At 58.5% G+C, this 22,477-nt stretch carries 18 protein-coding genes; 12 read left to right on the top strand and 6 right to left on the bottom strand.

All coding sequences use genetic code 11. The features are described 5' to 3' along the window. Window positions 1-51 precede the first annotated feature (51 nt). The 11 genes from AKL25_RS19135 (at window position 52) to AKL25_RS19085 (ending at window position 12,911) form a co-directional block, all read left to right on the top strand. Window positions 52-1,005 (top strand): glycosyltransferase family 2 protein, encoded by a 954-nt coding sequence (locus AKL25_RS19135; protein ID WP_050479302.1) that lies wholly within the window; start codon window positions 52-54, stop codon window positions 1,003-1,005. After that, window positions 1,005-1,391 (top strand): GtrA family protein, encoded by a 387-nt coding sequence (locus AKL25_RS19130; protein WP_050479301.1) that lies wholly within the window; start codon window positions 1,005-1,007, stop codon window positions 1,389-1,391. The genes AKL25_RS19135 and AKL25_RS19130 overlap by 1 nt, the downstream gene beginning before the upstream one ends. Window positions 1,392-1,414: 23 nt before the next feature. Then, on the top strand, window positions 1,415-3,280 hold the full coding sequence (locus tag AKL25_RS19125; RefSeq protein WP_050479300.1) for a hypothetical protein: 1,866 nt from the start codon (window positions 1,415-1,417) through the stop codon (window positions 3,278-3,280). 178 nt (window positions 3,281-3,458) lie between these two features. Next, the gene (locus AKL25_RS19120) at window positions 3,459-4,553 is read left to right on the top strand and encodes an MraY family glycosyltransferase (RefSeq protein ID WP_050479299.1); all 1,095 of its coding nucleotides are present in this window, start codon (window positions 3,459-3,461) and stop codon (window positions 4,551-4,553) included. Between the two features lie 39 nt (window positions 4,554-4,592). Beyond that, window positions 4,593-5,969: a phosphomannomutase/phosphoglucomutase gene (locus AKL25_RS19115; protein WP_050479298.1), complete on the top strand. Its 1,377-nt coding sequence runs from the start codon at window positions 4,593-4,595 to the stop codon at window positions 5,967-5,969. A gap of 45 nt (window positions 5,970-6,014) precedes the next feature. Then, window positions 6,015-7,034 carry a lipopolysaccharide heptosyltransferase I gene (gene waaC / locus AKL25_RS19110; protein ID WP_050479297.1) on the top strand — a complete coding sequence of 340 codons (1,020 nt, stop codon included), beginning with the start codon at window positions 6,015-6,017 and terminating at the stop codon, window positions 7,032-7,034. A gap of 7 nt (window positions 7,035-7,041) precedes the next feature. Beyond that, complete coding sequence (locus AKL25_RS19105; protein ID WP_050479296.1) at window positions 7,042-7,911, top strand: Kdo hydroxylase KdoO; 870 nt, start codon at window positions 7,042-7,044, stop codon at window positions 7,909-7,911. After that, entirely contained in the window at window positions 7,911-9,185 is a 1,275-nt protein-coding gene (gene waaA / locus AKL25_RS19100) for a lipid IV(A) 3-deoxy-D-manno-octulosonic acid transferase (RefSeq protein ID WP_050479295.1), read from the top strand. The genes AKL25_RS19105 and waaA overlap by 1 nt, the downstream gene beginning before the upstream one ends. A 67-nt stretch (window positions 9,186-9,252) precedes the next feature. Next, window positions 9,253-10,287, top strand: a complete 1,035-nt coding sequence (locus tag AKL25_RS19095; RefSeq protein WP_050479294.1) for a phytanoyl-CoA dioxygenase family protein — start codon at window positions 9,253-9,255, stop codon at window positions 10,285-10,287. 63 nt (window positions 10,288-10,350) lie between these two features. After that, the gene (locus AKL25_RS19090) at window positions 10,351-11,856 is read left to right on the top strand and encodes an MBOAT family O-acyltransferase (RefSeq protein ID WP_240475800.1); all 1,506 of its coding nucleotides are present in this window, start codon (window positions 10,351-10,353) and stop codon (window positions 11,854-11,856) included. Window positions 11,857-11,864: 8 nt separating this feature from the next. Further along, a complete protein-coding gene (locus tag AKL25_RS19085; protein WP_050479292.1) occupies window positions 11,865-12,911 on the top strand; it encodes a hypothetical protein in 1,047 nt (348 codons plus the stop codon). A 129-nt stretch (window positions 12,912-13,040) separates the two neighbouring features. Here the strand turns inward: AKL25_RS19085 and adeC are convergent, their stop codons facing one another. Genes adeC through AKL25_RS19070 form a run of 3 tightly spaced genes read right to left on the bottom strand, consistent with a single transcriptional unit; the run spans window position 13,041 to window position 18,887 of the window. Then, entirely contained in the window at window positions 13,041-14,507 is a 1,467-nt protein-coding gene (adeC, locus tag AKL25_RS19080) for an AdeC/AdeK/OprM family multidrug efflux complex outer membrane factor (protein ID WP_050479291.1), read from the bottom strand. Next, complete coding sequence (locus AKL25_RS19075; RefSeq protein ID WP_050479290.1) at window positions 14,500-17,646, bottom strand: efflux RND transporter permease subunit; 3,147 nt, start codon at window positions 17,644-17,646, stop codon at window positions 14,500-14,502. Before AKL25_RS19075 ends, adeC begins: the two co-directional genes overlap by 8 nt. A gap of 11 nt (window positions 17,647-17,657) precedes the next feature. Beyond that, the gene (locus AKL25_RS19070; RefSeq protein WP_050479289.1) at window positions 17,658-18,887 is read right to left on the bottom strand and encodes an efflux RND transporter periplasmic adaptor subunit; all 1,230 of its coding nucleotides are present in this window, start codon (window positions 18,885-18,887) and stop codon (window positions 17,658-17,660) included. Window positions 18,888-19,344: 457 nt separating this feature from the next. Here AKL25_RS19070 and AKL25_RS19065 point away from each other — a divergent pair, with 457 nt between their 5' ends. Continuing rightward, window positions 19,345-19,977, top strand: coding sequence for a TetR family transcriptional regulator (locus tag AKL25_RS19065; RefSeq protein ID WP_050479315.1), 633 nt, complete (start codon window positions 19,345-19,347; stop codon window positions 19,975-19,977). A 42-nt stretch (window positions 19,978-20,019) separates the two neighbouring features. Here AKL25_RS19065 and AKL25_RS19060 read toward each other — a convergent pair whose 3' ends face one another. From AKL25_RS19060 to AKL25_RS19050, 3 genes are all read right to left on the bottom strand, one after another. Continuing rightward, on the bottom strand, window positions 20,020-21,330 hold the full coding sequence (locus AKL25_RS19060; protein ID WP_050479288.1) for a TolC family outer membrane protein: 1,311 nt from the start codon (window positions 21,328-21,330) through the stop codon (window positions 20,020-20,022). Window positions 21,331-21,464: 134 nt separating this feature from the next. Beyond that, entirely contained in the window at window positions 21,465-21,788 is a 324-nt protein-coding gene (locus AKL25_RS19055; RefSeq protein ID WP_050479287.1) for a rhodanese-like domain-containing protein, read from the bottom strand. An 8-nt stretch (window positions 21,789-21,796) separates the two neighbouring features. Beyond that, window positions 21,797-22,444: a protein-L-isoaspartate O-methyltransferase family protein gene (locus AKL25_RS19050; RefSeq protein ID WP_050479286.1), complete on the bottom strand. Its 648-nt coding sequence runs from the start codon at window positions 22,442-22,444 to the stop codon at window positions 21,797-21,799. Between the last annotated feature and the right edge of the window lie 33 nt (window positions 22,445-22,477).

Raw genomic sequence — 22,477 nt, 5'->3', positions numbered from 1 at the left:
GGTTGCTGCGGATATAATACGCGTCAACTCATTTTTTCAACCGACCTTCGAATGATCGACTCCAAATTTGCCCGTGTCGCGGTACTGGTTCCTTGCTACAACGAAGCCGCGACTATCGCCGCTGTCGTCCGGGATTTTCTGGCGGCGTTGCCCGGCGCAGCGGTCTATGTATTCGATAACAATTCTTCGGACGAGACGGTATCCATCGCGAAGGCCGCCGGTGCAGTGGTCCGCCATGTTCCCTTGCAAGGCAAAGGCAACGTGATTCGCCGCATGTTCGCCGACGTGGATGCCGATATCTACGTGATGGTGGATGGCGACGATACTTACGACGCGACCGAAGCAGGCAAACTGGTCGAGTTGTTGGCCAATGACGGCCTGGACATGGTGGTCGCCGCGCGGGTAACGGAAGAAACCGAAGCGTACCGGCCCGGCCATCGTCTCGGCAACTTCGTGTTGACGCAGTGTGTGGCCACCTTGTTCGGCCGTACTTTCAAAGACATGCTGTCGGGTTATCGCGTGTTCTCACGCCGTTACGTCAAATCCTTCCCCGCGCATTCTGCAGGTTTTGAAACCGAAACGGAACTTGCCGTGCACGCTCTCGAGTTGCGCATGCCGGTAGCGGAAGTGAAGACTGCCTACAAGTCGCGCCCCGAAGGTTCCGAGAGCAAGCTCAATACCTACCGCGATGGTTTCCGCATACTGATGACGATCGCCAAACTGTTCAAGTCGGAAAAACCGCTGGCGTTTTTTTCCTTGGGATTCTTCGTCTGCGCCTTGCTGTCGGTGATTCTCGCCGTTCCCTTGTTCGAGACCTATTTTGAATCCGGGCTGGTGCCGAGGATGCCGACGGCGTTGCTCTGTGTGGCGCTGATGCTGTTCGGCGCCTTGCTGCTGGTATGCGGCATCGTACTCGACACCGTGACGCGCGGACGCGCGGAGATGAAGCGGCTTGCCTATCTGTCGATGGCGTCGCCGGCGCCGATCGCGTCGTCTGCAGAATAATGGTGCGCCAGCTTTTTCGTTTCGGACTGGCGGGCGTCGCCGGGTTTGTGGTCGACACCGTGGTGCTGTACCTGATGCTGTTTCTCGGCCTGGGATTCTATCTGGGGCGTCTGGTTTCCTTTTTTTGCGCCGTTTGGGTGACCTGGCATATCAATCGCAATTACAGTTTTGCGCCAGGACAGAAAACACCGCCGAGCTGGCAGGAGTGGTGGCGCTATCTGCTTGCCATGTCGCTGGGCGGCGCCGTCAATTATCTGGCGTATAGCGCTTCGTTGCAGATGTCGGACGTCATCAGGGCGCACCCTGTCTATGCCGTGGCAGTGGGATCGTTGGCCGGAATGGCGGTCAACTTCATTTCGGCAAAATGGTGGGTGTTCAAGCGCTAGCGCCGTATCAGAAAACAAAAAACATGAACATATTCAGAAGTCAGCCTCCAGGCCGCTCCCTGTATCAGCGGGTACGCGCGATCGATTTCAACGCCCCGGATGTGGTGCGCCGCTTCCTGATTCTGGTGCCGCTGTTGTTCGGCCTCTGGTCGGTCATTCTGGGGCAGGATGCCAACTACGATCTGTACAACTACCATTTGTACAATGCCTTTGCTTTCCTGAATGACAAGCTCAGCGTCGACTTCGCGCCGGCAGGATCGCAGACCTACTTCAATCCTTCGCTTGATATCGCTTATTACCTGCTGACCACGCATATTCCGCCGTGGCTTGCCGGCTTCATCATGGGATGCGTGCATGGGCTGAATTTCGTCCTGGTATATGGTGTGGCGCGCAAGACCCTGCATTTTTTGCCTGGAGAAGATCGTCTCCGGATCCCTTTGTTTCTGGCAATTGCCGGTTGCCTCACCGGGAATTTCCTCTCCGAAATCGGCAGCACCATGGGCGACAACACCACGGCCTTGTTCAGCCTGGGCGCGTTGTGGTTGATCCTGGCATGTTGGGAGCAGCTTAAGCGCTGGACGTGGGCGGCAGTCGGCATCGTCATGGCGGCCGGATTGATTGCCGGCGTCGGCATCGGACTCAAATTGACAAATGCCGTCTACGCCCTGGCGCTGTGCGTGGCGTTGCTGTGGCACCCGGTCGCGTTCCGCGTGCGCGTCGGCCTGGTTTTCTTTTTCGGCATCGCCGTTCTGCTGGGCCTCGCACTGAGCGGCGGCTACTGGTTCTGGGCGATGTGGCAAGAATTCCGCAATCCCTTGTTTCCGCAGTTCAGCGCCTTTTTTCCAAATGACCTGACCAGCAGCGTCACCATCACCGATTTGCGCTGGCGCCCGAAGAATCTGTTGGAAACGCTGTTCTGGCCGTTCATTTTTTCATTCTCTTCGGGGCGTGTCGCAGAAATGGGCGGGATGCGCCAGATCATCTGGGCCGTCGCTTACGCGCTGCTGCTTGTTGCCGGGGTGAGGTGGCTTTACCGCAAGATCAGGTCTGTGCCGGCGACAGGCATGGATGCGCGGTCCCGTTATGTACTGGTCTACGTGGTGCTCGGATTCATCTTGTGGATGGAGTTGTTCAGCATCTATCGCTATGTCGTCTCGATAGAGCTGCTGGCGCCTTTGGTCATCTATATTCTGTTCCTGAGCCTGTTGCCGGCGTCCCGCGCATGGTTGGCGAGCGTCAGGACGATCTCGGTATGCACCTTGCTGGTGGTGTGCGGAGGCACGTCAACCTGGGGGCATGAAGGCTGGGCGGATCGTCCGTTTTATGCGGAAATGCCGCCCCTGGAGAACCCGGCAAAAACCATGGTCATCTTGCCGGGCGGGGATCCGCCGCTGACGTGGCTGGCGATACTGTTTCCCAAGGAAGTCGCCTTTGCGCAACTGTATTCCTATCCTCCCGGACCGCGATTTGCCATTCATATGAATGAAATGACGGCGGAGCGCAGTGCAGGCCTGTATGCATTGTTCGAAGGGCGGTACGACTCGCGAATCGAGAGCGTGGACAAGATCAACGCTACGATCGGACGCCTGGGGCTCAACGAAAGCCAATCCGGATGCAACGCCTTGCGCTGGATGACGGAAAAATTCCACCTGCGTGCGGAAATGGCGCCCGGCGCACCGCCGGCAACGCAATGCCGGTTGCGGGTACGGCCTGCGGACCTGATCGATGTCGACGCCGAAAATCTGGCCGCACGCGACAAGAAGCGACCTTTGTTCGCGCCGAATCAATTGAAATTGCTGGATGAAAGTTGCCGTAATTACAAATCCGGCATAGGCAGCGGTGTAAAAGTGTTTCAATTTTGCAAACTGGAACGATTGCCCTCGCCATAATGAAAACCGGACATTAAGCGAGGTATTTAAGCAAGCGATTCGAATTGGCTGTGGTGAAAATGCCAGTGCCGCCATCGGGGCGAGTACTGAAGCTATAATCTTGCCCGCCCGTCAGATATGTTGTTTTAAGGCAGTTCTTCGCTGTTGTCGGCCAATACGGATCCGTTTTTCCTAATTTATGTCATCTTTTCTTATCAGCTTCGTTATCTCTGCGGTACTTACATTGCTGGTGATCAGGCACGCCCATTTCCATGAGACCGGCCTGGACGTGGACCTGGATGGCGTACAAAAGGTCCATGCCCACGCGGTGCCGCGCATCGGCGGCCTCTGTATTTTTGCCACCGTCATCGTCAGCAGCAGTATTTCAGTGTTGAGATCGAACGAGCTGGGCATGAGTATCGGCCTGTTGCTGGTCTGCTCTTCGGTAGCGTTTTTCGGCGGCATTCTGGAAGACTTCACGCGCCGCGTCAGTCCGACCCGGCGCCTGGTGCTGACCTTGGTTGCCGCCTTGCTGGGTTATTTTCTGCTGGATGCGCGCATCGAGCATATCCACTGGATCGGCGGCGAATGGTGGATTCGCTCCATGTGGATCAGCCTGCCATTGACCTTGTTTGCGGTGGCGGGCATCGCCCATGCCGTCAACATCATCGACGGTTTCAACGGCCTTGCCAGCGTGGTCACCATTTGCATGCTGTTGTCGCTGGGTTATGTCGCGCTGCAAGTCAACGATACGTTCGTACTGGTGGTGGCGTTGATGGTGGCGGGTGCGACTGCCGGCTTTTTTATCTGGAACTTCCCGGCCGGGATGATTTTCCTGGGCGACGGCGGCGCCTATTTCCTGGGCTTCATTCTTGGCGAGCTTTCCATTTTGCTGGTCATGCGCAATCCTGAAGTATCGTCGTGGTACGCCTTGCTCTTGCTGATCTACCCCGTGTTTGAGACCCTGTTCTCGGTATATCGGCGCGTCTTCCTGCGTGGCCAGTCGCCAGGCATGCCGGACGGCATTCACCTTCACAGCCTGATTTTTCGCCGGGTCGTGGTCTGGGCGGTCGGAAGACATGATGCCCGCGCGCTCAGGCACCGCAATTCGATGACGTCGCCATATCTCTGGCTGCTGTCGCTGCTGGCGGTGCTTCCTGCTACCTTGTTCTGGCGGCATACCGGCATATTGATGCTCTGTTCGCTGGTGTTTATTGCGACGTATATGTGGTTATATATACGGATTGTCCGTTTCAAGGCGCCGCGCTGGATGATCATGGGCAAGAAGAAATAGCGCGCCGGCACGGTCTCTTTCATTACAAAGCTTTCAACCATGGCAACTCTGTCTTCTTCCATTTTCAAGGCCTACGACATTCGCGGCATCGTCGGCCAAACGCTTAATGCCGACGTTGCCCGTCAAATCGGCCAGGCCTTCGGCGCCGCCGCCCTGGCCAAGGGCCAGACCGCCGTCGTCATCGGCCGCGACGGACGCCTGTCCGGGCCTGAGCTGACTGCTGCGCTGGCGGCCGGCCTGCAAGCGGTCGGTATCGATGTCATCGATCTCGGCGTGGTCGCAACGCCCATGGTGTATTTCGGTACCCACGTGCTGGGTACGCAATCCGGCGTGATGGTCACCGGCAGCCACAATCCGCCCGACTACAACGGTTTCAAGATGGTGCTGGCCGGCGAGGCGATTTACGGCGACACGATCCAGGCCCTGTACCAGGCGATCCTGAAAAATGAATTCAAGGCCGGCGCCGGCGCTTACCGCACTTACGACATCCGCAAGGAATACATCGAACGCATCGTCGGCGACATCAAGCTGGCGCGTCCGATGAAGATTGCCGTCGATTGCGGCAACGGCGTGGCGGGTGCTTTCGCCGGCGACCTGTACCGCGCACTCGGTTGCGAAGTGACCGAGTTGTTCTGCGAAGTCGACGGCACTTTCCCGAATCATCATCCCGATCCTGCCCATCCTGAGAACCTGCAAGATCTGATCCGCTGTCTGCAGCAGACCGACAACGAGCTCGGCCTGGCGTTCGACGGCGATGGCGATCGTCTCGGCGTGGTCACCAAGGACGGCCAGATCATCTATCCTGATCGCCAACTGATGCTGTTCGCCGCCGACGTGCTCACCCGCCATCCCGGCCGCGAAATCCTGTACGACGTCAAATGCACGCGCCATCTGGCGCCGTGGATCAGCGCCCGCGGCGGTCAGCCGCTGATGTGGAAAACAGGGCATTCGCTGGTCAAGGCCAAGATGCGTGAAACCGGCGCGCCGCTGGGCGGCGAGATGAGCGGCCACGTGTTCTTCAAGGACCGCTGGTACGGCTTCGACGACGGTTTGTATGCTGGCGCGCGCCTGCTGGAACTGATGAGCCGTGAATCCGATCCGTCGGCCGTGCTCAACGCCTTGCCGCAATCGACCAGCACGCCGGAGCTGCAGTTGAAGCTGAAGGAAGGCGAGAATTTTGTCCTGATCGATCAATTGCAAAAGGATGCAAAATTTCCCGGCGCCGAGCAGATCATCACCATCGACGGTTTGCGCATCGAATACGCGGACGGCTTTGGCCTGATGCGCTCCTCCAATACGACGCCGGTGGTGGTGTTGCGCTTCGAAGCGGAAACGCCGCAAGCGCTGGCGCGCATCCAGAACGAGTTCAAACGCGTGATCCTGGCCGCCCGGCCGGATGTAGCCTTGCCGTTTTGAAAGGGGTAAGATGCTGGCCCACAGACAAATAATAGTGGGCTAGCCTTGAACATCCTGATCGTCCGCGTTTCGTCCTTAGGCGACGTGGTCCACAACATGCCGATGGTGGCCGATATCCGCCGCCATTATCCGGATGCCAACATCGACTGGGTAGTGGAGGAGGGCTACACCAGCCTGGTCCGCCTCAATCCCTACGTTCGCCATATCATCCCGATCGCCCTGCGGCGCTGGCGCAAGAGTCTCGGCAAGGCCGCCACGCGCGCTGAAATTGCCGGTTTCCATCGCCAGTTGCGGCATGAGGCGTATGACATCGTTTTCGATACCCAGGGATTGCTGAAGACCAGCATCGTCATGCGCCTGGCGCGCCTGGCTCCCGGCGGCAAGCGCGTCGGCCTGGCCAATGCGACCGAAGGGTCGGGCTATGAGCCAATTTCCCGGATTTTTCACACGCAAAGCGTCAAAGTCGGCCTGCATACGCATGCCGTCATGCGCGCCCGCGCGGTAGCCGCCGGGGCGCTGGGTTATCAGCCCGATTCGACTGCAGATTTTGCGTTAGAGGCGCCGGTATTGAAGACGGCGCCCGCATGGATGCCGACGCAGCCCTATGCGGTGTTTTTTCATGGTACGGCGCGCGCGGCCAAACAATGGCCCGTGGAGAATTGGGTTGCCGTCTCCCGCGAGTTGCAACTGCCTGTTTTGTTGCCGTGGGGCAGCGCCAGGGAAAAACTGGCCGCGGAAGCACTGGCGCGACAGATGTCGCAGGCGACCGTGTTGCCGGCGCTCTCGCTCATGGAAGCGGTCACGCTGGTGCAGCACGCGGCGCTGGTAGTCGGTCTCGACACCGGCCTGACGCATATCGCCGCCGCCTATTGCCGGCCTACAGTGGAGTTGTATTGCGACTCCCCGCGCTGGAAGACCGAGGGCAACTGGTCTCCCCGCATCGTCAATCTGGGCGATACTGGCGCTCCTCCTGATGTAGCGCAAGTAGTACAAGCCATCCATCAGGTATTGTCTGCAGCAGAAGCGGCCCGGTCGGGCGGCGATGCGCAAAACAACGAGGCATAATATCGAGATGGAATCGCAAATCATAGAAATCGACGTCGCCGGCTGGCAGGTTGACGCCCCGAATCAAGATTGGATCGCCGGTCTGGAAGCCGGCAAGGTGCTGTATTTTCCGCACCTGCCGTTTGAACTGCTGCCGGAAGAAAAAACGCTGCTCAGGCCCGACATCCGCGACCCCAAGGTCCGCAACATCAGCCTCGACGCCAGCGGCCACCTGAAAGGCGCGCTCGGCGACACCGCGACCCAATTGGCGTTGGCGCTGATGATCGGACGCTTCCGTGAACAGGCGCAGACGCTGGTGTACTCATTGCTGCCGAAATACCAAGGCGTGCTGCGCCTGGCACCGACCAGTTACCGGCCGACCCAGGTCGAGACGCGCGCGCAATCCTGGCGTGCCGACGACCGTCGCCTGCATGTCGACGCCTTTCCTTCGCGCCCGAACTACGGCGAACGCATCCTGCGCGTCTTCAGCAACGTCAACCCGGACGGCGTGCCGCGCGTCTGGCGCGTCGGTGAACCGTTCGAAACCGTGGCGCAGAAATTCCTGCCGCGCGCCAAGCCTTATGTTCCCTGGCAAGCCGCCGCGATGAAGGCGCTCCGCATCACCAAGTCTTACCGCAGCGAATACGACCACCTGATGCTGCAGCTGCATGACGGCATGAAAGGCGACATGGCCTACCAGGAAAGCGCCGGCCAGGTCACCATGCCGTTTGCCGCCGGTTCGGTATGGGTGTGCTTCTCGGATCAGGCATCGCACGCCGTCATGTCCGGCCAATACATGCTGGAACAGACGCTGCACCTGCCGGCGGACAAGCAGTACGATCCGTCCGCCAGCCCGCTGGCGATCCTGAGCAAGCTGACCGGACGCCAGCTGGTCTGATGCGCCTGCTCTATTCTGCGCTCTGGTGGATAGGCCTGCCGTTCGTGCTGCTGCGACTGTGGCGCCGCGGCCGCAAGGAACCCGGCTATCGGCAGCATATCGGCGAGCGTCTCGGCTTCTATCGTCAGTTCAGTCAGCGCGCCTTGCCGCCGCTCCTGTGGGTGCATGCGGTTTCCGTCGGCGAGACGCGGGCTGCGCAACCGCTGATCGATGCCTTGCTGGCGGCTTATCCTGAACACACGATACTGCTCACGCACATGACTGCAACCGGACGCGCGACCGGCCAGCAATTGTTTGCGCATCACGGCGAACGCGTCGTGCAGAGCTTCTTTCCATATGACACCGCCTGGATGTGCGCGCGCTTCCTGCGCCATTTCAAACCGAAGATCAGCATCCTGATGGAAACCGAAGTCTGGCCGAACATGGTGCGGCAGTGCAGGCGCCATGGCGTGCCCGTGGTGCTAGCCAACGCGCGCCTGTCGGAGCGCTCGCTGCGGCGCGGACAGCGTTTCGGCTCCATCCTGCTGGAAGCCGCCGCTGCTATCGACTGCGTGGCAGCCCAGTCCGAAGCGGATGCAGCGCGGCTGCGTTTGTTCGGCGCGCGCAACGTGCATGTGACAGGCAGTATCAAGTTCGATGTTGAAGCGCCGGCGGCAATGATTGCGATGGGACGGCAGTGGCGTACTTTCTTTGGCGAACGCCCGGTGCTGTTATGCGCCAGTACCCGCGAAGGTGAAGAGCAGTTGATTCTGGATGCGCTAGCTCAAGTCGGGCCGCGGGCATTTCTGACCGTCATCGTGCCGCGTCATCCTCAGCGATTCGACGAAGTGGCTGAATGGGTCATGGCGCGCGGATTTTCCTTGCAGCGTCGTTCGGCGCTGAACGACGCCAATAGATTGCATGGTTCTACGGACGTGCTGTTGGGCGATTCGATGGGAGAAATGTTTGCCTACTATGCTGCGTGTGATCTTGCGTTTATCGGCGGCAGTTTGCTACCCCTCGGTGGGCAGAATCTGATTGAAGCATGTCTGTTGGCCAAGCCGGTACTGATCGGATCGCATACCTTCAATTTTCAGCTGATCAGCGACGAGGCCGTGAAGGCAGACGCTGCGTTGCGGGTCAACGATGCTGCTACCATGCTGAACACGGCAAGATCGTTGTTCGACAATCGCAGTCGCATGGCAACGCTGTCCGAAAACGCGTTGCGTTTCGCTCAGCAGCATCAGGGAGCGACCCGGCGAACGATGGCCCTGGTTTCCGGACTCATCAATTGAAACTGCTGGAATCGGTTTCTGAACCATGGCGCGGCTGGATATAATGCATCAAAAACAGGGGATAAGCATGCTCAGAAAGATCAAGAAAGCCATCAGATACGTGATGAATGCGTTGTTGTTGCTTGTCGCATTCGTCTGGTACGGCGTGTCCAAAAAGATGCCCTCCTGGACCGGTCGCGCACATATCATGACTTTTTGCCTGACAGCCGGACGCAGCAACGACTGGATGAGCAAGATGCTCTCTTTCGTTTTCCCTCCCCGGAAAATCGATATCGAGACCCAGGTATTTTCCCCGTTGTCGGATGAGCAGTTGCGTCAGGTCACGGATGATCTGGATCAGAACGGTTACGTCATCTTGAACCAGCGCTTGCCTGAACAGCTGTGCGAGCGGCTGATGCAGTTCGCGCTGACGCAGGAAGCAGTATTGCGCCAGACCGACGGGCAGTCGTCCCATCGCCAGACTGGCGTGTACGACGCCGATAATCCACGTGCCGTTATCTATGATTTTGAAAAGGCATCCATCCTCGCCAATCCGGAGGTTCAGGCTTTGCTGATGGATCCGACCTTGTTGTCGATCGCGCAGTCGTATTTCAGAAGCGAGCCGGTCGCCGATCTGTTGTCGATGTGGTGGAGCACGGCGTATAAGGGGACCGCCGACGGCGAGGCCGCGCAGCTTTATCACTTCGACATGGACAGAGTCAAATGGCTGAAGGTTTTTGTATACCTGACGGATGTCGGCAAAGACAACGGCCCGCATTATTTTGTTTCAGGATCTCATCGCAGCGGCGGCATTCCCCGGGAATTGCTTGCTCGCGGCTATGCGCGTCTTGAAGACGAAGATATCAGTCGTCACTATGCGCCGCATAAGGTCGTTGAGTTTGCCGCCCCGAAAGGCACGATTATCATTGAAGATACACGTGGCCTCCACAAGGGACAGCACATCAAAGAGGGGCATCGCCTGATATTGCAATTCCAGATCAGCAATAGCCGTTTCGGTGCAGAGATTCCGCCGGCGCCTATTGCCACCAGCGAGGATTCGGTATTGGCGCGAGCAGTGCGCCGTCATCCGCGCATGTTTTCCGGATACACGCTGAACACCTGATCCGGGATCCTCTCATCCGGACTGTCGACAACAATACAGGCAGCGGTCCCGACGGGCGGCTGCATGACCTCATCGGGAAGTGCTGCAACCGTGCTGTTTAATTCCTACGAATTCGTACTTCTTTTTCTTCCGATTACTTTTTTTGGATTTTTCCTGCTGGCTAAAATCGGCCGCAATATTGCGGCAAGCTGGCTGGTGTTGGCGTCGTTGTTTTTTTACGGATGGTGGAATCCAAAATTTACACTGTTGCTGCTGGCATCGATCAGTTTCAACTATCTCCTGGGCTATGCCCTGTCTCGCCAGCGTCCGCGAGGCCGAGCGCTGCTGACGTTTGCAATCGCGGCGAATCTGCTGTTGCTTGCCGTATTCAAATACAGCAATTTTTTTATCGCGACTGCAAGTGCCTTGACGGGGCAGCCGATGGCGTTGACCGACATCGTCCTGCCACTCGGGATTTCTTTTTACACCTTCACTCAGATCGCTTTTCTGGTCGACACGTGGCGCGGCGTCGCACGTGAATACAATCCTCTTCATTATTTGTTGTTCGTCACGTATTTCCCTCATCTGATCGCCGGCCCGGTATTGCATCACAAGCAGATGATGCCGCAGTTTGCTTCATCCGCGATTTACAAGATCAATGTCGACGATGTCGCTGCCGGGCTATCCATCTTCACCATCGGGCTCGCAAAAAAAGTCCTTTTGGCGGATAGTTTTTCCCAATTTTCCACGCCTGTTTTTGCCGCTGCGGACCACGGGATTCATCTGCATTTCTTTGCAGCCTGGATGGGAGCCGTGGCCTATACGATGCAGTTATATTTTGATTTTTCGGGCTATTCCGACATGGCTATCGGGCTGTCGCTGTTATTCGGCGTGCGTTTGCCAATCAACTTCAACTCTCCTTATAAATCGGCCAGCATTATCGATTTCTGGCGGCGCTGGCATATGACGCTGTCGCAATTCCTGAAAGACTATTTGTATATTCCGTTGGGCGGCAGCCGGCATGGAAAATTCCGCACTTATCTGAACCTGATGGCGACGATGGTGCTGGGTGGATTGTGGCATGGCGCAAACTGGACTTTTGTTTGCTGGGGAGCATTGCATGGTATTTATCTGCTGATCAATCATGCATGGAGAGCCATTGGGGGAAAAATGGGTTTCTCCTCCTCGCCGCGCTTTCGTCCATTCGGCGTCTTCTTGACATTTCTTGCTGTCGTCGTCGCATGGGTAGTGTTTCGGTCGACGACGATACATTCTGCCGTTCTCATGTTGGGCGACATGTTGCATTGGCCTGGCGGATATTTCTTTGATTTGGCAGAAATCAAGAAAAACGCAATTGGGTCCAAGGAGTTTTTTGCAGACAGGGATCTTGGGATGAAGCATTTCCTGGCATTGACGGCATCTGCCGCTTGCCTGCTCTGGCTATTGCCGAATACTCAGGAATACATGAATGGATCGCATCGCTTGAGATGGCGTCCTACCAAGCTTAATGCGCTGTTTTGGGGAATGGTCTTTGCACTCTGTCTTACCAAGATGGCGAGTGTGTCAGAGTTTTTGTATTTTCAATTTTAAGGCGCATCGTGGTTGTCTCGTATCTGCGAATTTTTCTTCTTATCGGGTTGTTGCCGGTCGCATTGCTGTCCGTGCTTAATCTCGTCGTCGACCCCTATGACGTGTTTCAGACAAACTTCTTTGCAGAGAAGGGCGCCACGCAAGAACGTTATCTTAAAATTGAGATGATGAAAAAGAACAAGAGTTTCGATACTTTCTTGTTTGGCGGGTCTCGCATGGGGACAACCGTTCCGGAAGATATTGAGACCATTCTTCCTGGAACGCACATTTACAACTTCTATGTGTCCTCAGGCAATCAGACGGACAATCTGGTCCATGGACGATGGTTGTTGAAAACCCAGCCGCAGTTAAAAACCTTTTATATTCAAGTCGATTGGCCGGAAAGTATCGGCCTCACGAAAGCCAACTATCAATATTGGACTCATCCGGAAGTAAAGGGAGAGAACGCCGCGGGATTTCTCGCGCAATATCTTTTCCTGTTTTCGTACAATACGCTGGAGTTCAAGATCCTCAACAACGGCAGCAGGAAAGGTGAAATAGTACGGTCAATGGAGCGTGGCTATTATGATTATCCAAAGCGGGATCAACAGCTTGCTTCGGATTGCAAGGCATACGTAGCCAAAGAGCCTTCATTCACGGCGCCGATAACAGCGGATGCGCCAACGTCGGAACAGCGAAAGCTGATTGACATGAGCCTCTCTGATCTTCGGAAACTGGTGCACGAGGCCAATGACAAAGGAGTGCAGGTCCGGTTATATGTCACTCCGCATCATCATAAATTCCTCGATCGTCTGAACCTTGATGAGTACAGCTATTTCCTGACGAAACTGGCTCAGATTGCGCCGTTCTGGAATTTCGGCATTTATTCAGACGTCACATTGAATGATTGTAATTATTACGAACCGTCTCACTATATTCGCAGCATTGCTCCCTTGCTCTTCAAGGTCATGTCAGGCAAGGATAGCAATTCCGGTCTAGCACATTATGTTACTGCGGACACGGTTGCGTCGGAGGTATCCTTCGTCCGCTCGAATTTCGTGCAGCACCGCCACTAATCGCCATTGTCTTTTTTCTGAGATTTGCAAGTCGTCGACATGACAATGCTGAACGCCGGAATATGAATGTATTTCAGAGCGCAAAAAAAGCGGGCCGAGGCCCGCTTTTTTTACGATCGTCAAACTGGGTTACTTGCCGGCAGCCGGCGGTACCGCTACTGCCACCGTCGTCTCATTCAACCCGCCCCCCAACGCACGATACAAATCAATCGCATTGTTCAGACGCAACTGACGCGCCTGAATCAAGGATTGCTGTGCCGAGAACAGATCGCGTTGCGCATCCAGCTGATCCAGCGAAGAGGCGATGCCGTTCTTATAGCGCAGGTCGGTCAGGTTCAGACGTTCCTGCTGCGCCTTGAGGAAGGCTTCCTGGGCTTCGATCTGTTCGTCCAGCGTGCCGCGCGCCACCAGTGCGTCGGCGACTTCGCGGAAGGCCGTTTGTATGGTCTTCTCGTAGGTCACGATCGCCTGGTTCTTGCGTACTTCCGCCAGATCCAGGTTGGCGCTGTTGCGGCCGAAGTCGAAGATCGGCAGGCTCAGTTGCGGGCCGTAGGACCACGCGCCCGAACCGGAGTCGAACAAGCCTCCCAGCGAGCTGCTGGCGCTGCCGAAGGAACCGGTCAGGCTGATCTTCGGGAAGAAGGCAGCACGGGCGGCGCCGATGTTGGCGTTGGCGGCCAGCAGCTTCTGTTCCGCCGAGCGGATGTCCGGACGACGGGACAGCAGATCCGACGGCACGCCGGCAGGGATGTCGGTGACGATGTTTTGCAGCGACAGATCCTGTCCGGCCGGCAGATCCTTGACGTTGGCGCCGACCAGCAGCGTCAGGGCGTTTTCAGCCTGGGCGCGTTGGCGCAGCAGCGTCGCCACCGAAGTGCGGGCCGATTGCACCAGCGTGTCGGACAGGCGCAGGTCGAGCGCCGACGAGGCGCCGACGTCGAAACGTTTCTGCGCCAGGCTGAGGTTGGACTGACGGCTTTCCAGCGTTTGCTGCGCCAGCTTCAGTTGCTCGGCGTAGGAACGTTCGGTCAGGTAAGCCTGGGCCACTTGCGACACCAGGCTGATCTGCACCGATTGCTTGGCTTCTTCAGTCGACAGGTAAGTCGACAGTGCAGCGTCCTTCAGACTGCGGACGCGGCCGAAAAAGTCCAGTTCGTAGGCCGGAACGGCCAGGCCGACCTGATAGCTCTTGGTGATCATCGGCGCGCCGGTGGTCGACTGGCTGGCCGCCAAACGGGTGCGGGATTCGCTGCCGGTGGCGTTCAGCGTCGGCAGCAGATCGGCGCGGGTGATCTGGTACTGCGCGCGCGCTTCCTCAATGTTCAGGGCGGCAGTGCGCAGGTCGCGGTTGTTTTCCAGTGCCGCCGCGATCAGCGCCTGCAGGCGCTGGTCAGGGAAGAACTGGCGCCAGCCCAGGGTGGCGGCGTCGTACGCCGCCTGGCCCTTGGCGTCGGCCGGGTAGGTGCCCTCGACCGGCGCTTGCGGGCGCTGGTAGGTCGGCGCCAGCGTGCAGCCGGACAGGACGCCGACCACCAGCAATGCTGCGCTGAGGTGAGTCAGTTTGCCTGTCGAGCGCAGGGTTGAAAACTTAAACATTCTTATCCTCCACATCGATATTGTGATGGGCAGCGTCCGGCTTGGCCTTGCTGCCTTTGAAGATCTTGCGCACGACGACGAAGAAGACCGGAACCAGGAACACGGCCAGCACGGTCGCCGTGATCATCCCGCCCATCACGCCGGTACCGATGGCGCGTTGGCTGGCGGAACCTGCGCCGCTGGCGATGACCAGCGGCAGCACGCCGAGGATGAACGCCAGCGAGGTCATGATGATCGGACGGAAACGCAGGTGAACCGCTTCCAGCGTCGCTTCGATCAGGCCCATGCCTTGCGCCTGCAGGTCTTTGGCGAACTCGATGATCAGAATCGCGTTCTTCGCCGACAGACCCACCACCGCAATCATCCCGACCTTGAAGTACACGTCGTTAGGCATGCCGCGAATGGTCACGCCCAGCAGCGCGCCGAGAATACCCAGCGGCACCACCAGCATCACCGCCAGCGGGATCGAGGTGCTTTCGTACAGCGCAGCCAGCACCAGGAACACGGCGATCAGCGACAGCGCATACAGTGCAGGTGCTTGCGAGCCGGAGGTCTTTTCTTCCAGCGACTGGCCGGTCCATTCGAAACCGAAGCCGGGCGGCAGCTTGGCGACGAAGCCTTCCATTTCCGACATCGCTTCACCGGTACTGCGGCCAGGTGCGGCGCCGCCGGCGATCTTCATTGCCGGGTAGCCGTTGTAGCGAATCAGCTGCACCGGGCCGTTGATCCACTTCGAGGTCGTGAAGGCCGAGAACGGCACCATGGTTCCGCCGCTGTTGCGGGCATACAGGCCGGCCAGATCTTCCGGTTGCAGACGACGCTTGGCGTCGGCCTGGACGATCACACGCTGTTGACGACCCTGATTCGGGAAGTCGTTGACGTAGGACGAACCCAATGCCGTCGACAGCACGCTGTTGATGGTCGAGAACGGTACGCCCAGCGCATTGGCCTTGTCGCGGTCGATGTCCAGTTGCAGCTGCGGCGCATCTTCCAGACCTTCAGGACGCACGCCTGCCAGCACCTTGCTTTGCGAAGCCATGCCGAGGATCTGATTACGCGCCTGCACCAGCGCAGCGTGTCCCAGACCGGCGCGGTCCTGCAGACGGAAGGTGAAGCCGGTGGCGTTACCCAGTTCAGGGATAGGCGGCGGGTTCAGCGGGAACACGATCGCATCCTTGATCTGCGAGAAGGCGCCGAACGCACGGCCGGCAACAGCATCAGCCGATTGCGTCTTGTCGCGTTCGCTCCAGTCCTTCAGCGGGGTGAACACCAGACCGGCATTCTGACCGTTACCCGAGAAGCTGAAACCGGCAATCGCCACGACGTGTTCGACCGCAGGCTGCTTGAGGTAATAGTTCTCGATGGTCTTGATCACTTCCAGCGTACGGCCGGTGCTGGCGCCTGGCGGCAACTGCACGTTGGTGATGATGTAGCCCTGATCTTCGTTCGGCAGGAACGAAGCCGGCAGGCGTACATACAGCAAGCCCACGCAGCCGAGGATGAGGGCGTACACGATCATGTAACGCCCGGCCTTGGTCAGCATCTTGCCGATGAAACCCTGGTAACCGGAGGCAGTCTTGTTGAAGCGGCGATTGAACCAGCCGAAGAAGCCGCTCTTTTCGTGATGATGGCCCTTTTCAACCGGCAGCAGGATGGTTGCGCACAATGCCGGCGTCAGCGTGAACGCCATCAGCACCGAGAACACCATCGAGGCCACCATCGCCAGCGAGAACTGGCGATAAATCGCGCCAACCGCGCCGCCGAAGAATGCCATCGGGATGAACACCGCGATCAGCACCAGCGTGATACCGATCAGCGCGCCGGTGATCTGGCCCATCGCCTTGCGGGTTGCTTCCTTGGGCGACAAACCTTCTTCGCTCATGATGCGTTCGACGTTTTCCACCACCACGATCGCATCATCGACCAGGATACCGATCGCCAGCACCATGCCGAACATGGTCAGCACGTTGATCGAGAATCCAAAGACGAACAAGGTTGCAAAGGTGCCCATCAGCGCCACCGGCACGACGATGGTCGGGATGATGGTGTAGCGGATGTTTTGCAGGAACAGGAACATCACCAGGAACACCAGCACGATCGCTTCGATCAGGGTCTTGACCACTTCTTCGATTGAGATCTTGACGAACTTGGAGGTGTCGTAAGGGATGGTGTACTTCACGCCGGCCGGGAAATACTTGGACAGCTCTTCCATCTTCTTGTGCACGGCGGTTGCGGTGCCCAGCGCGTTCGCGGTCGGCGACAACTGCACGCCGATGAACGAGCTTGGCTTGCCGTCGAGGCGGCCGGAAGTGTCATACGACTGTCCGCCCACTTCGATGCGGGCGACGTCGCGCATGCGCACCGACGAACCATCCGCATTGGCGCGCAGGATGATGTTGCCGAACTGTTCCGGGCTGGTCAGCTGGCCGTTCACCACCACGGTCGCAGAAATCTGCTGCGAGGTCGGGCTCGGCAAGGCGCCCAGCGTACCGCCGGCGACCAGCGCATTTTGTGCGGTGATGGCTGCGGTGACGTCGGCTGGCGTCAGGCTCAGGCCGATCAGCTTGTTCGGATCGATCCAGATGCGCATCGCGCGTTCGGTGCCGAACAACTGCGCCTGGCCGACGCCGGGAACGCGTTTGACTTCGTTGAGCACGTTACGCGACAGATAGTCGCCCAGCGCCACCGGATCGAGTTTGCCGTCGGTCGACGACAAGCCGATGAACAGCAGGAAGTTGCTGCGCGACTTGGTGACTTGCACACCTTGTTGCGTCACGGCCGCCGGCAGACGCGCTTCCACGCGCTTGAGGCGGTTCTGCACGTCCACCGCAGCCAGGTCGGCGTTGGTGTCCGGCGAGAAGGTCACCGTGATTTGCACCTGGCCGTTGGCCTGGCTTTGCGACTCCATGTATTGCAAGCCGTCGGCGCCGTTCATTTCCTGTTCGATCAGGCTGGTCACCGAATCGTCGAGGGTTTGCGCGGTCGCGCCAGGATACGTCGCCGTGACCACGATGGTCGGCGGCGCAATGCTCGGATACTGGGAGACGGGCAGGCCGGTAATGGCCAGCGCGCCCGCCAGTATGATGAAGATTGCTAACACCCACGCAAAAACGGGGCGATCAATAAAGAACTTTCCCATCTGACAGCCTCTTAGTTAGCTTTGGTTGCGGCATCCTGCTTGGCTGGCGCCGGAGCGGCAGCACCTGCGGCCGGCGCTGCTGTTGCTGCATCGCTGACCGGACCCTTCCATGGGACCGGCTTCACCGGTGCGCCCGGCTTGGTCTTCTGGACGCCTTCGACGATCACGCGGTCGCCGCTTTTCAGGCCCTCGGTCACAACCCAGTTGTTACCCTGTGCCGCGCCGGTCTTGACCGGACGCACGGCGACCTTGTTGTCGTCGCCGACCACAAACACGGTCGAACCGTTCAGGTCGCGCATGACGGCCTGTTGCGGCACGATGATGGCTTGCTCGTCGATCGCCTGTTCCAGCTTGGCGCGCACGTACATGCCCGGCAGCAGGGTGCGGTTCGGGTTAGGGAATTCCGCACGGATGGTGACGGCGCCGGTTGTCGCATCGACGCTGACGTCAGAGAACAGCAGCTTGCCCGATTGCGGGTAAGTGCGGCCGTCTTCGGTCACCAGCGTCACCTTGGCCTTGTCCTTGCCGACGGTCTTCAATTGGCCGGCGGACATGGCTTGCTGCAACTTGAGCAGGTCGGTGCTCGATTGCGTCAGGTTGACGTAGATCGGATCGAGTTGCTGCACGACGGCCAGTTGCGTGGCGTCGCTCTGGCCGACCAGTGCGCCTTCGGTCACCAGCGCGCGGCCGATGCGGCCCGAGATCGGCGACGTCACGGTCGCGTAACCCAGGCTCAGGCCGGCGGTCTGGACCGCTGCCTTGCCGGCGGCGACGTCGGCTTCCGCTTGTTTCTGTGCGGCGACGGCGTCGTCATATTCCTGCTTGCTGACGGCGTTGACTTCGACCAGCGGCTTGTAGCGTTGCGCCTTCAGCGAGGCCTGGGTCAGCGAAGCCTGGCTCTTTGCCAGCGTGGCTTGCGCGCTGTCGTAGTTGGCTTTGAAGGTGGCCGGATCGATGCGGTAGAGCACTTCGCCTGCTTTGACTTCGCTGCCTTCGCGGAAGGTGCGCTTGAGAATGATGCCGGCGACGCGGGCGCGCACTTCAGCGATACGGGTCGCTTCCAGACGGCCGGGCAGCTCATTGCTGATGGTGATTTGTTCAGGCGCGATGGTGACCACGGAGACTTCGCCAGGCGGCATGCCTGCTCCAGGCTGGGCATTCGGTTTTTGACCACAGCCTGCAAAGGCGGCCATCACGGCAACGGTCAGGGTAAGGCGCGTGAAACGACTAACTGAGCTCATAAATATCTCGCACGGTAAGTAAAGTTGAAGCTGCTACAGCAGCGGGTGATTCGAATACGGTCACGAATATTGTCGATACAGCTGGCAATACAGCGGATAACACCGCAGGCAATACAGGGGTACAACAGGGTAAAGCAGAAAGAAAATCGAAAGACAGCGACAGAAAGACAGAAACAAGAAGATAACGCAAAAATTGTTGCAGTGCAGAAAAGACAGCGGGTAGGGTAAAACCAACAGCGGCTATTGAAATCCGGTGCTATTATACATACATTCTTGTATGTATGTATTGCGGTGATGTATCGTAATATTTCTAACTACATACAAAACAATGCAGAAACATGCAGACTTTCGTGAAACAGACTCCTTGTCAAAGGAATTTGCGATAGTTTGTCTTTATTGCACAACGACGGTGCACGGAGATTGTAATGACGCCAACTATTCGTCCGGCCGCCTGACCATGGCGCGCTCGACCAAGGAAGAAGCCCTCGAAACCCGCTCGCGCATCCTCGATGCTGCAGAGCAGGTATTTTACGAACGCGGCGTTTCGCACACCTCGCTGGCCGATGTCGCCAAGGCGGCGGATGTTACGCGCGGCGCTATTTACTGGCACTTCAAAAACAAAAGTGATCTGTTCGACGCCATGTGCGACCGCGTGCGTCTGCCGATGGAAGCGATGATGGAAGAAAACGCCGATGAGCGCGTTGCCGACCCGCTCGGTGAATTCATCAAAGGCGGGGTATATGTGCTCAAACAAGCTGCCACCGATCCGCGCTGCCGCAAAGTATTCGACATCATCTTCAATAAATGCGAATTTGTCGATAACAACGATCCGATTCTCATGCGTCAGCGCGAATGCCACATGCAAGGTATGTTGCGCATGGAGCAGATTCTCAAGAATGCCATTGCGCGCGGCCAGCTGGATCCTGATCTGAACATCCGCCGCGCCTGCCTGATGACGCACGCCATGTTCAGCGGCTTGCTGGCGGACTGGTTCTTTGCACCCGACAGCTTCAACCTTGAACAAGAGGCGGAGAGTCTGCTTACCGCCTGCATCCACGCCGTCAAGACGGCGCCGACGCTGAGAAATTAATAGCGGCGCGACTGCGGATGCTGGCGTCGCGTCTGCGTTTCCTTACGGCGCCGGCGGGCCGAGCAACTGGTTGATCTGCGCCAGGTCTTCTTCCTTCAGGCTGCCGGCGGCCGACTTCAGTTTCAATCCGTTCATCAGCGTATCGTAGCGCGCCTTGGCCAGATCGCGGCGCGTCGAAAACAACTGCTGCTGCGCGTTCAGCACGTCGATGTTGATGCGCACGCCGACCTGATAGCCGAGCCGGTTCGATTCCAGCGCCGACAGGCTGGATACCTCGGCTGCTTCATAAGCCTTCACCTGCGACAAACCGTTGCTCACGCCCAGATACGCCTGGCGCGCATTGAGCACAGCGGTGCGGCGTGCATTCTCCAGGTCTGCGCGCGATTTGTCGGCCAATGCAATCGATTCGTCGACCTTGCTGCTGACGCTGAAGCCCGAATAGAGCGGGATATTCCATTGCACGCCGATCGAGTTGGCGTAGCCGCGGCCGTTGGTGTAGGGCGTCAGTTGGCTGTTCTGATTGGTGTAATTGCGGCCGGCCGTCAGATCGACGGTCGGATAGTGGCCGGCGCGGTTGCGCTTGATCTCGCTTTGCGCAATTTCCAGTGAAACCTGCTGGGCCACGACGTTGTAATTCTGCTGTTCGGCGCTGCTGATCCACGGATCGATCAGCGCCGGCTGCGGCATGCTCAGTTGCACATGCGGGCGCAGCGTCGACAAGGGCGCCGGCGGCTGGCCGATGATCTGTTGCAGCTTGCTGAGCGCGACTTCGAGATCGTTCTGCGCGGCGATTTCCTGGGCGTTGGCGAGGTCGTAGCGCGCCTGTGCTTCGTTGGTGTCGGTGATGGTGGCCGTGCCGACGTCGAAGTTGCGTTTGGCCGACGCCAGCTGTTCGGAAATCGCGATCTTTTGCGCGCGCAGGAAGCTCAATGCATCCTGCGCGCTTAATACGTCGAAGTAAGCCTGGCCGACGCGCAGGATCAGGTCTTGCTGCGCCTGGGCGAACTGCGCTTCGCTGACGGCAACCGACAGCTTGCCCTGCCGGTAAGTCTCCCAGTTCGCCATGCGCAGCAGCGGCTGCGTCAGTTGCAGCGTCCAGGTGTTGGCCGAATTCTGCATGGTGTCGCCGGAACGCGTGTAGCTGCCGTTGACCCCCACCGTCGGCAGAATGGCGGCGCGGCCCTGCGTGATTTTTTCTTCTCCCGCGCGCAGCGAATAACGCGCACTTTGGTAGACCGGATCGTTCGCCAGCGCCTGCTGATAAACCTGCATCAGATCGACGGCCTGAGCCGGCGCGTGCAGCGCGCAGCAAACGATTCCTGCTGTGAGCGGAACGAGAAAAACGTGACGCATACGGCGGATTCTCCGAGAGAGCAAAAGTCGTTGGACCGATGAGTCGCCCCGTGGTGCCGGGGCTATCTGACCGGAGCTGCCGATGCTGCTCCGGATGCCGTCTTGTCGCGGCGGAGGTGGTGGGGAAGGCCGGATTAGTAAGTCGGCATCGTGGTGTCCACCTGCTTGGCCCAGGCGTGGATGCCGCCGGTCAGGTTGGTCACCTTGGAAAAGCCCTGGCGCTCGAGGAAAGAAGCGACCTGCATGCTGCGTGCGCCGTGGTGGCAGATGCACACCACGGGCTGTTCTTCATCCAGTTCGGAAAAACGGCTGGGAATCGTGTTCATCGGAATCAGTTGCGCTGCTTCGATGCTGCAGGTTTCGAATTCCCACGGCTCGCGCACATCAAGCAGCAATGGTGTCGGACGATCCGGGTCGGCGATCCAGGCGGCCAGTTCCGGTGCGGTGATGTGCTCCATACAGAATCCTAGAATGTGAAGTGGGAATGTGTGCTGGCTGCGTGCAGCGGTTTTGCCATCAGTTCAAATACATCAACCGTGTCGTACACCTGGTCCGACGTGCGGGTGATGACTTGCAGCGACATCACCGGCGCTTCGCCGACGATCGCCAGGATGCGGCCGCCGACCTTGACCTGCTTCAGGAAAGCGTCCGGCAGGAAAGGCAGGCCGCCCGAGATGACGATCACGTCGTATTCGCCTTGCCAGCCTTGCGCGCCGTTGCCCAGCTCGACGCTGACGTTGACGACGCCGTTGGCGGACAGATTCTTTTCGGCCAGCGCCTTCAGGTCCGGATCGATTTCGACGGTGGTCACGTGGCGCGCCTTGTAGGCCAGCAGCGCCGCCATGTAGCCCGAACCGGCGCCGATTTCCAGCACTTGCTCATGTTTCTTGACGTTGGCTTCCTGCAGGATGCGAGCTTCCACCTTCGGCGCCAGCATGGTTTCGCCGCCGGGCAGCGGGATTTCGGTATCGAAAAACGCCAGGCTGCGGTAAGCGGCGGGAACGAATTCCTCGCGCTTGACCACGGTCAGCAGGTCCAGCACATCTTGCGCCAGCACATTCCAGGGGCGGATTTGCTGTTCGATCATATTGAAACGGGCTTGTTCGATATTCATGGCTTAGGCTCGATAACGACGTAAAAACAGCAT

The organism is Herbaspirillum rhizosphaerae, from assembly GCF_001189965.1.
Taxonomy (GTDB): domain Bacteria; phylum Pseudomonadota; class Gammaproteobacteria; order Burkholderiales; family Burkholderiaceae_D; genus Herbaspirillum; species Herbaspirillum rhizosphaerae.
The sequence above is the reverse complement of the archived record's forward strand: the minus strand, read 5'-3'. Positions and strand labels throughout refer to the sequence as shown.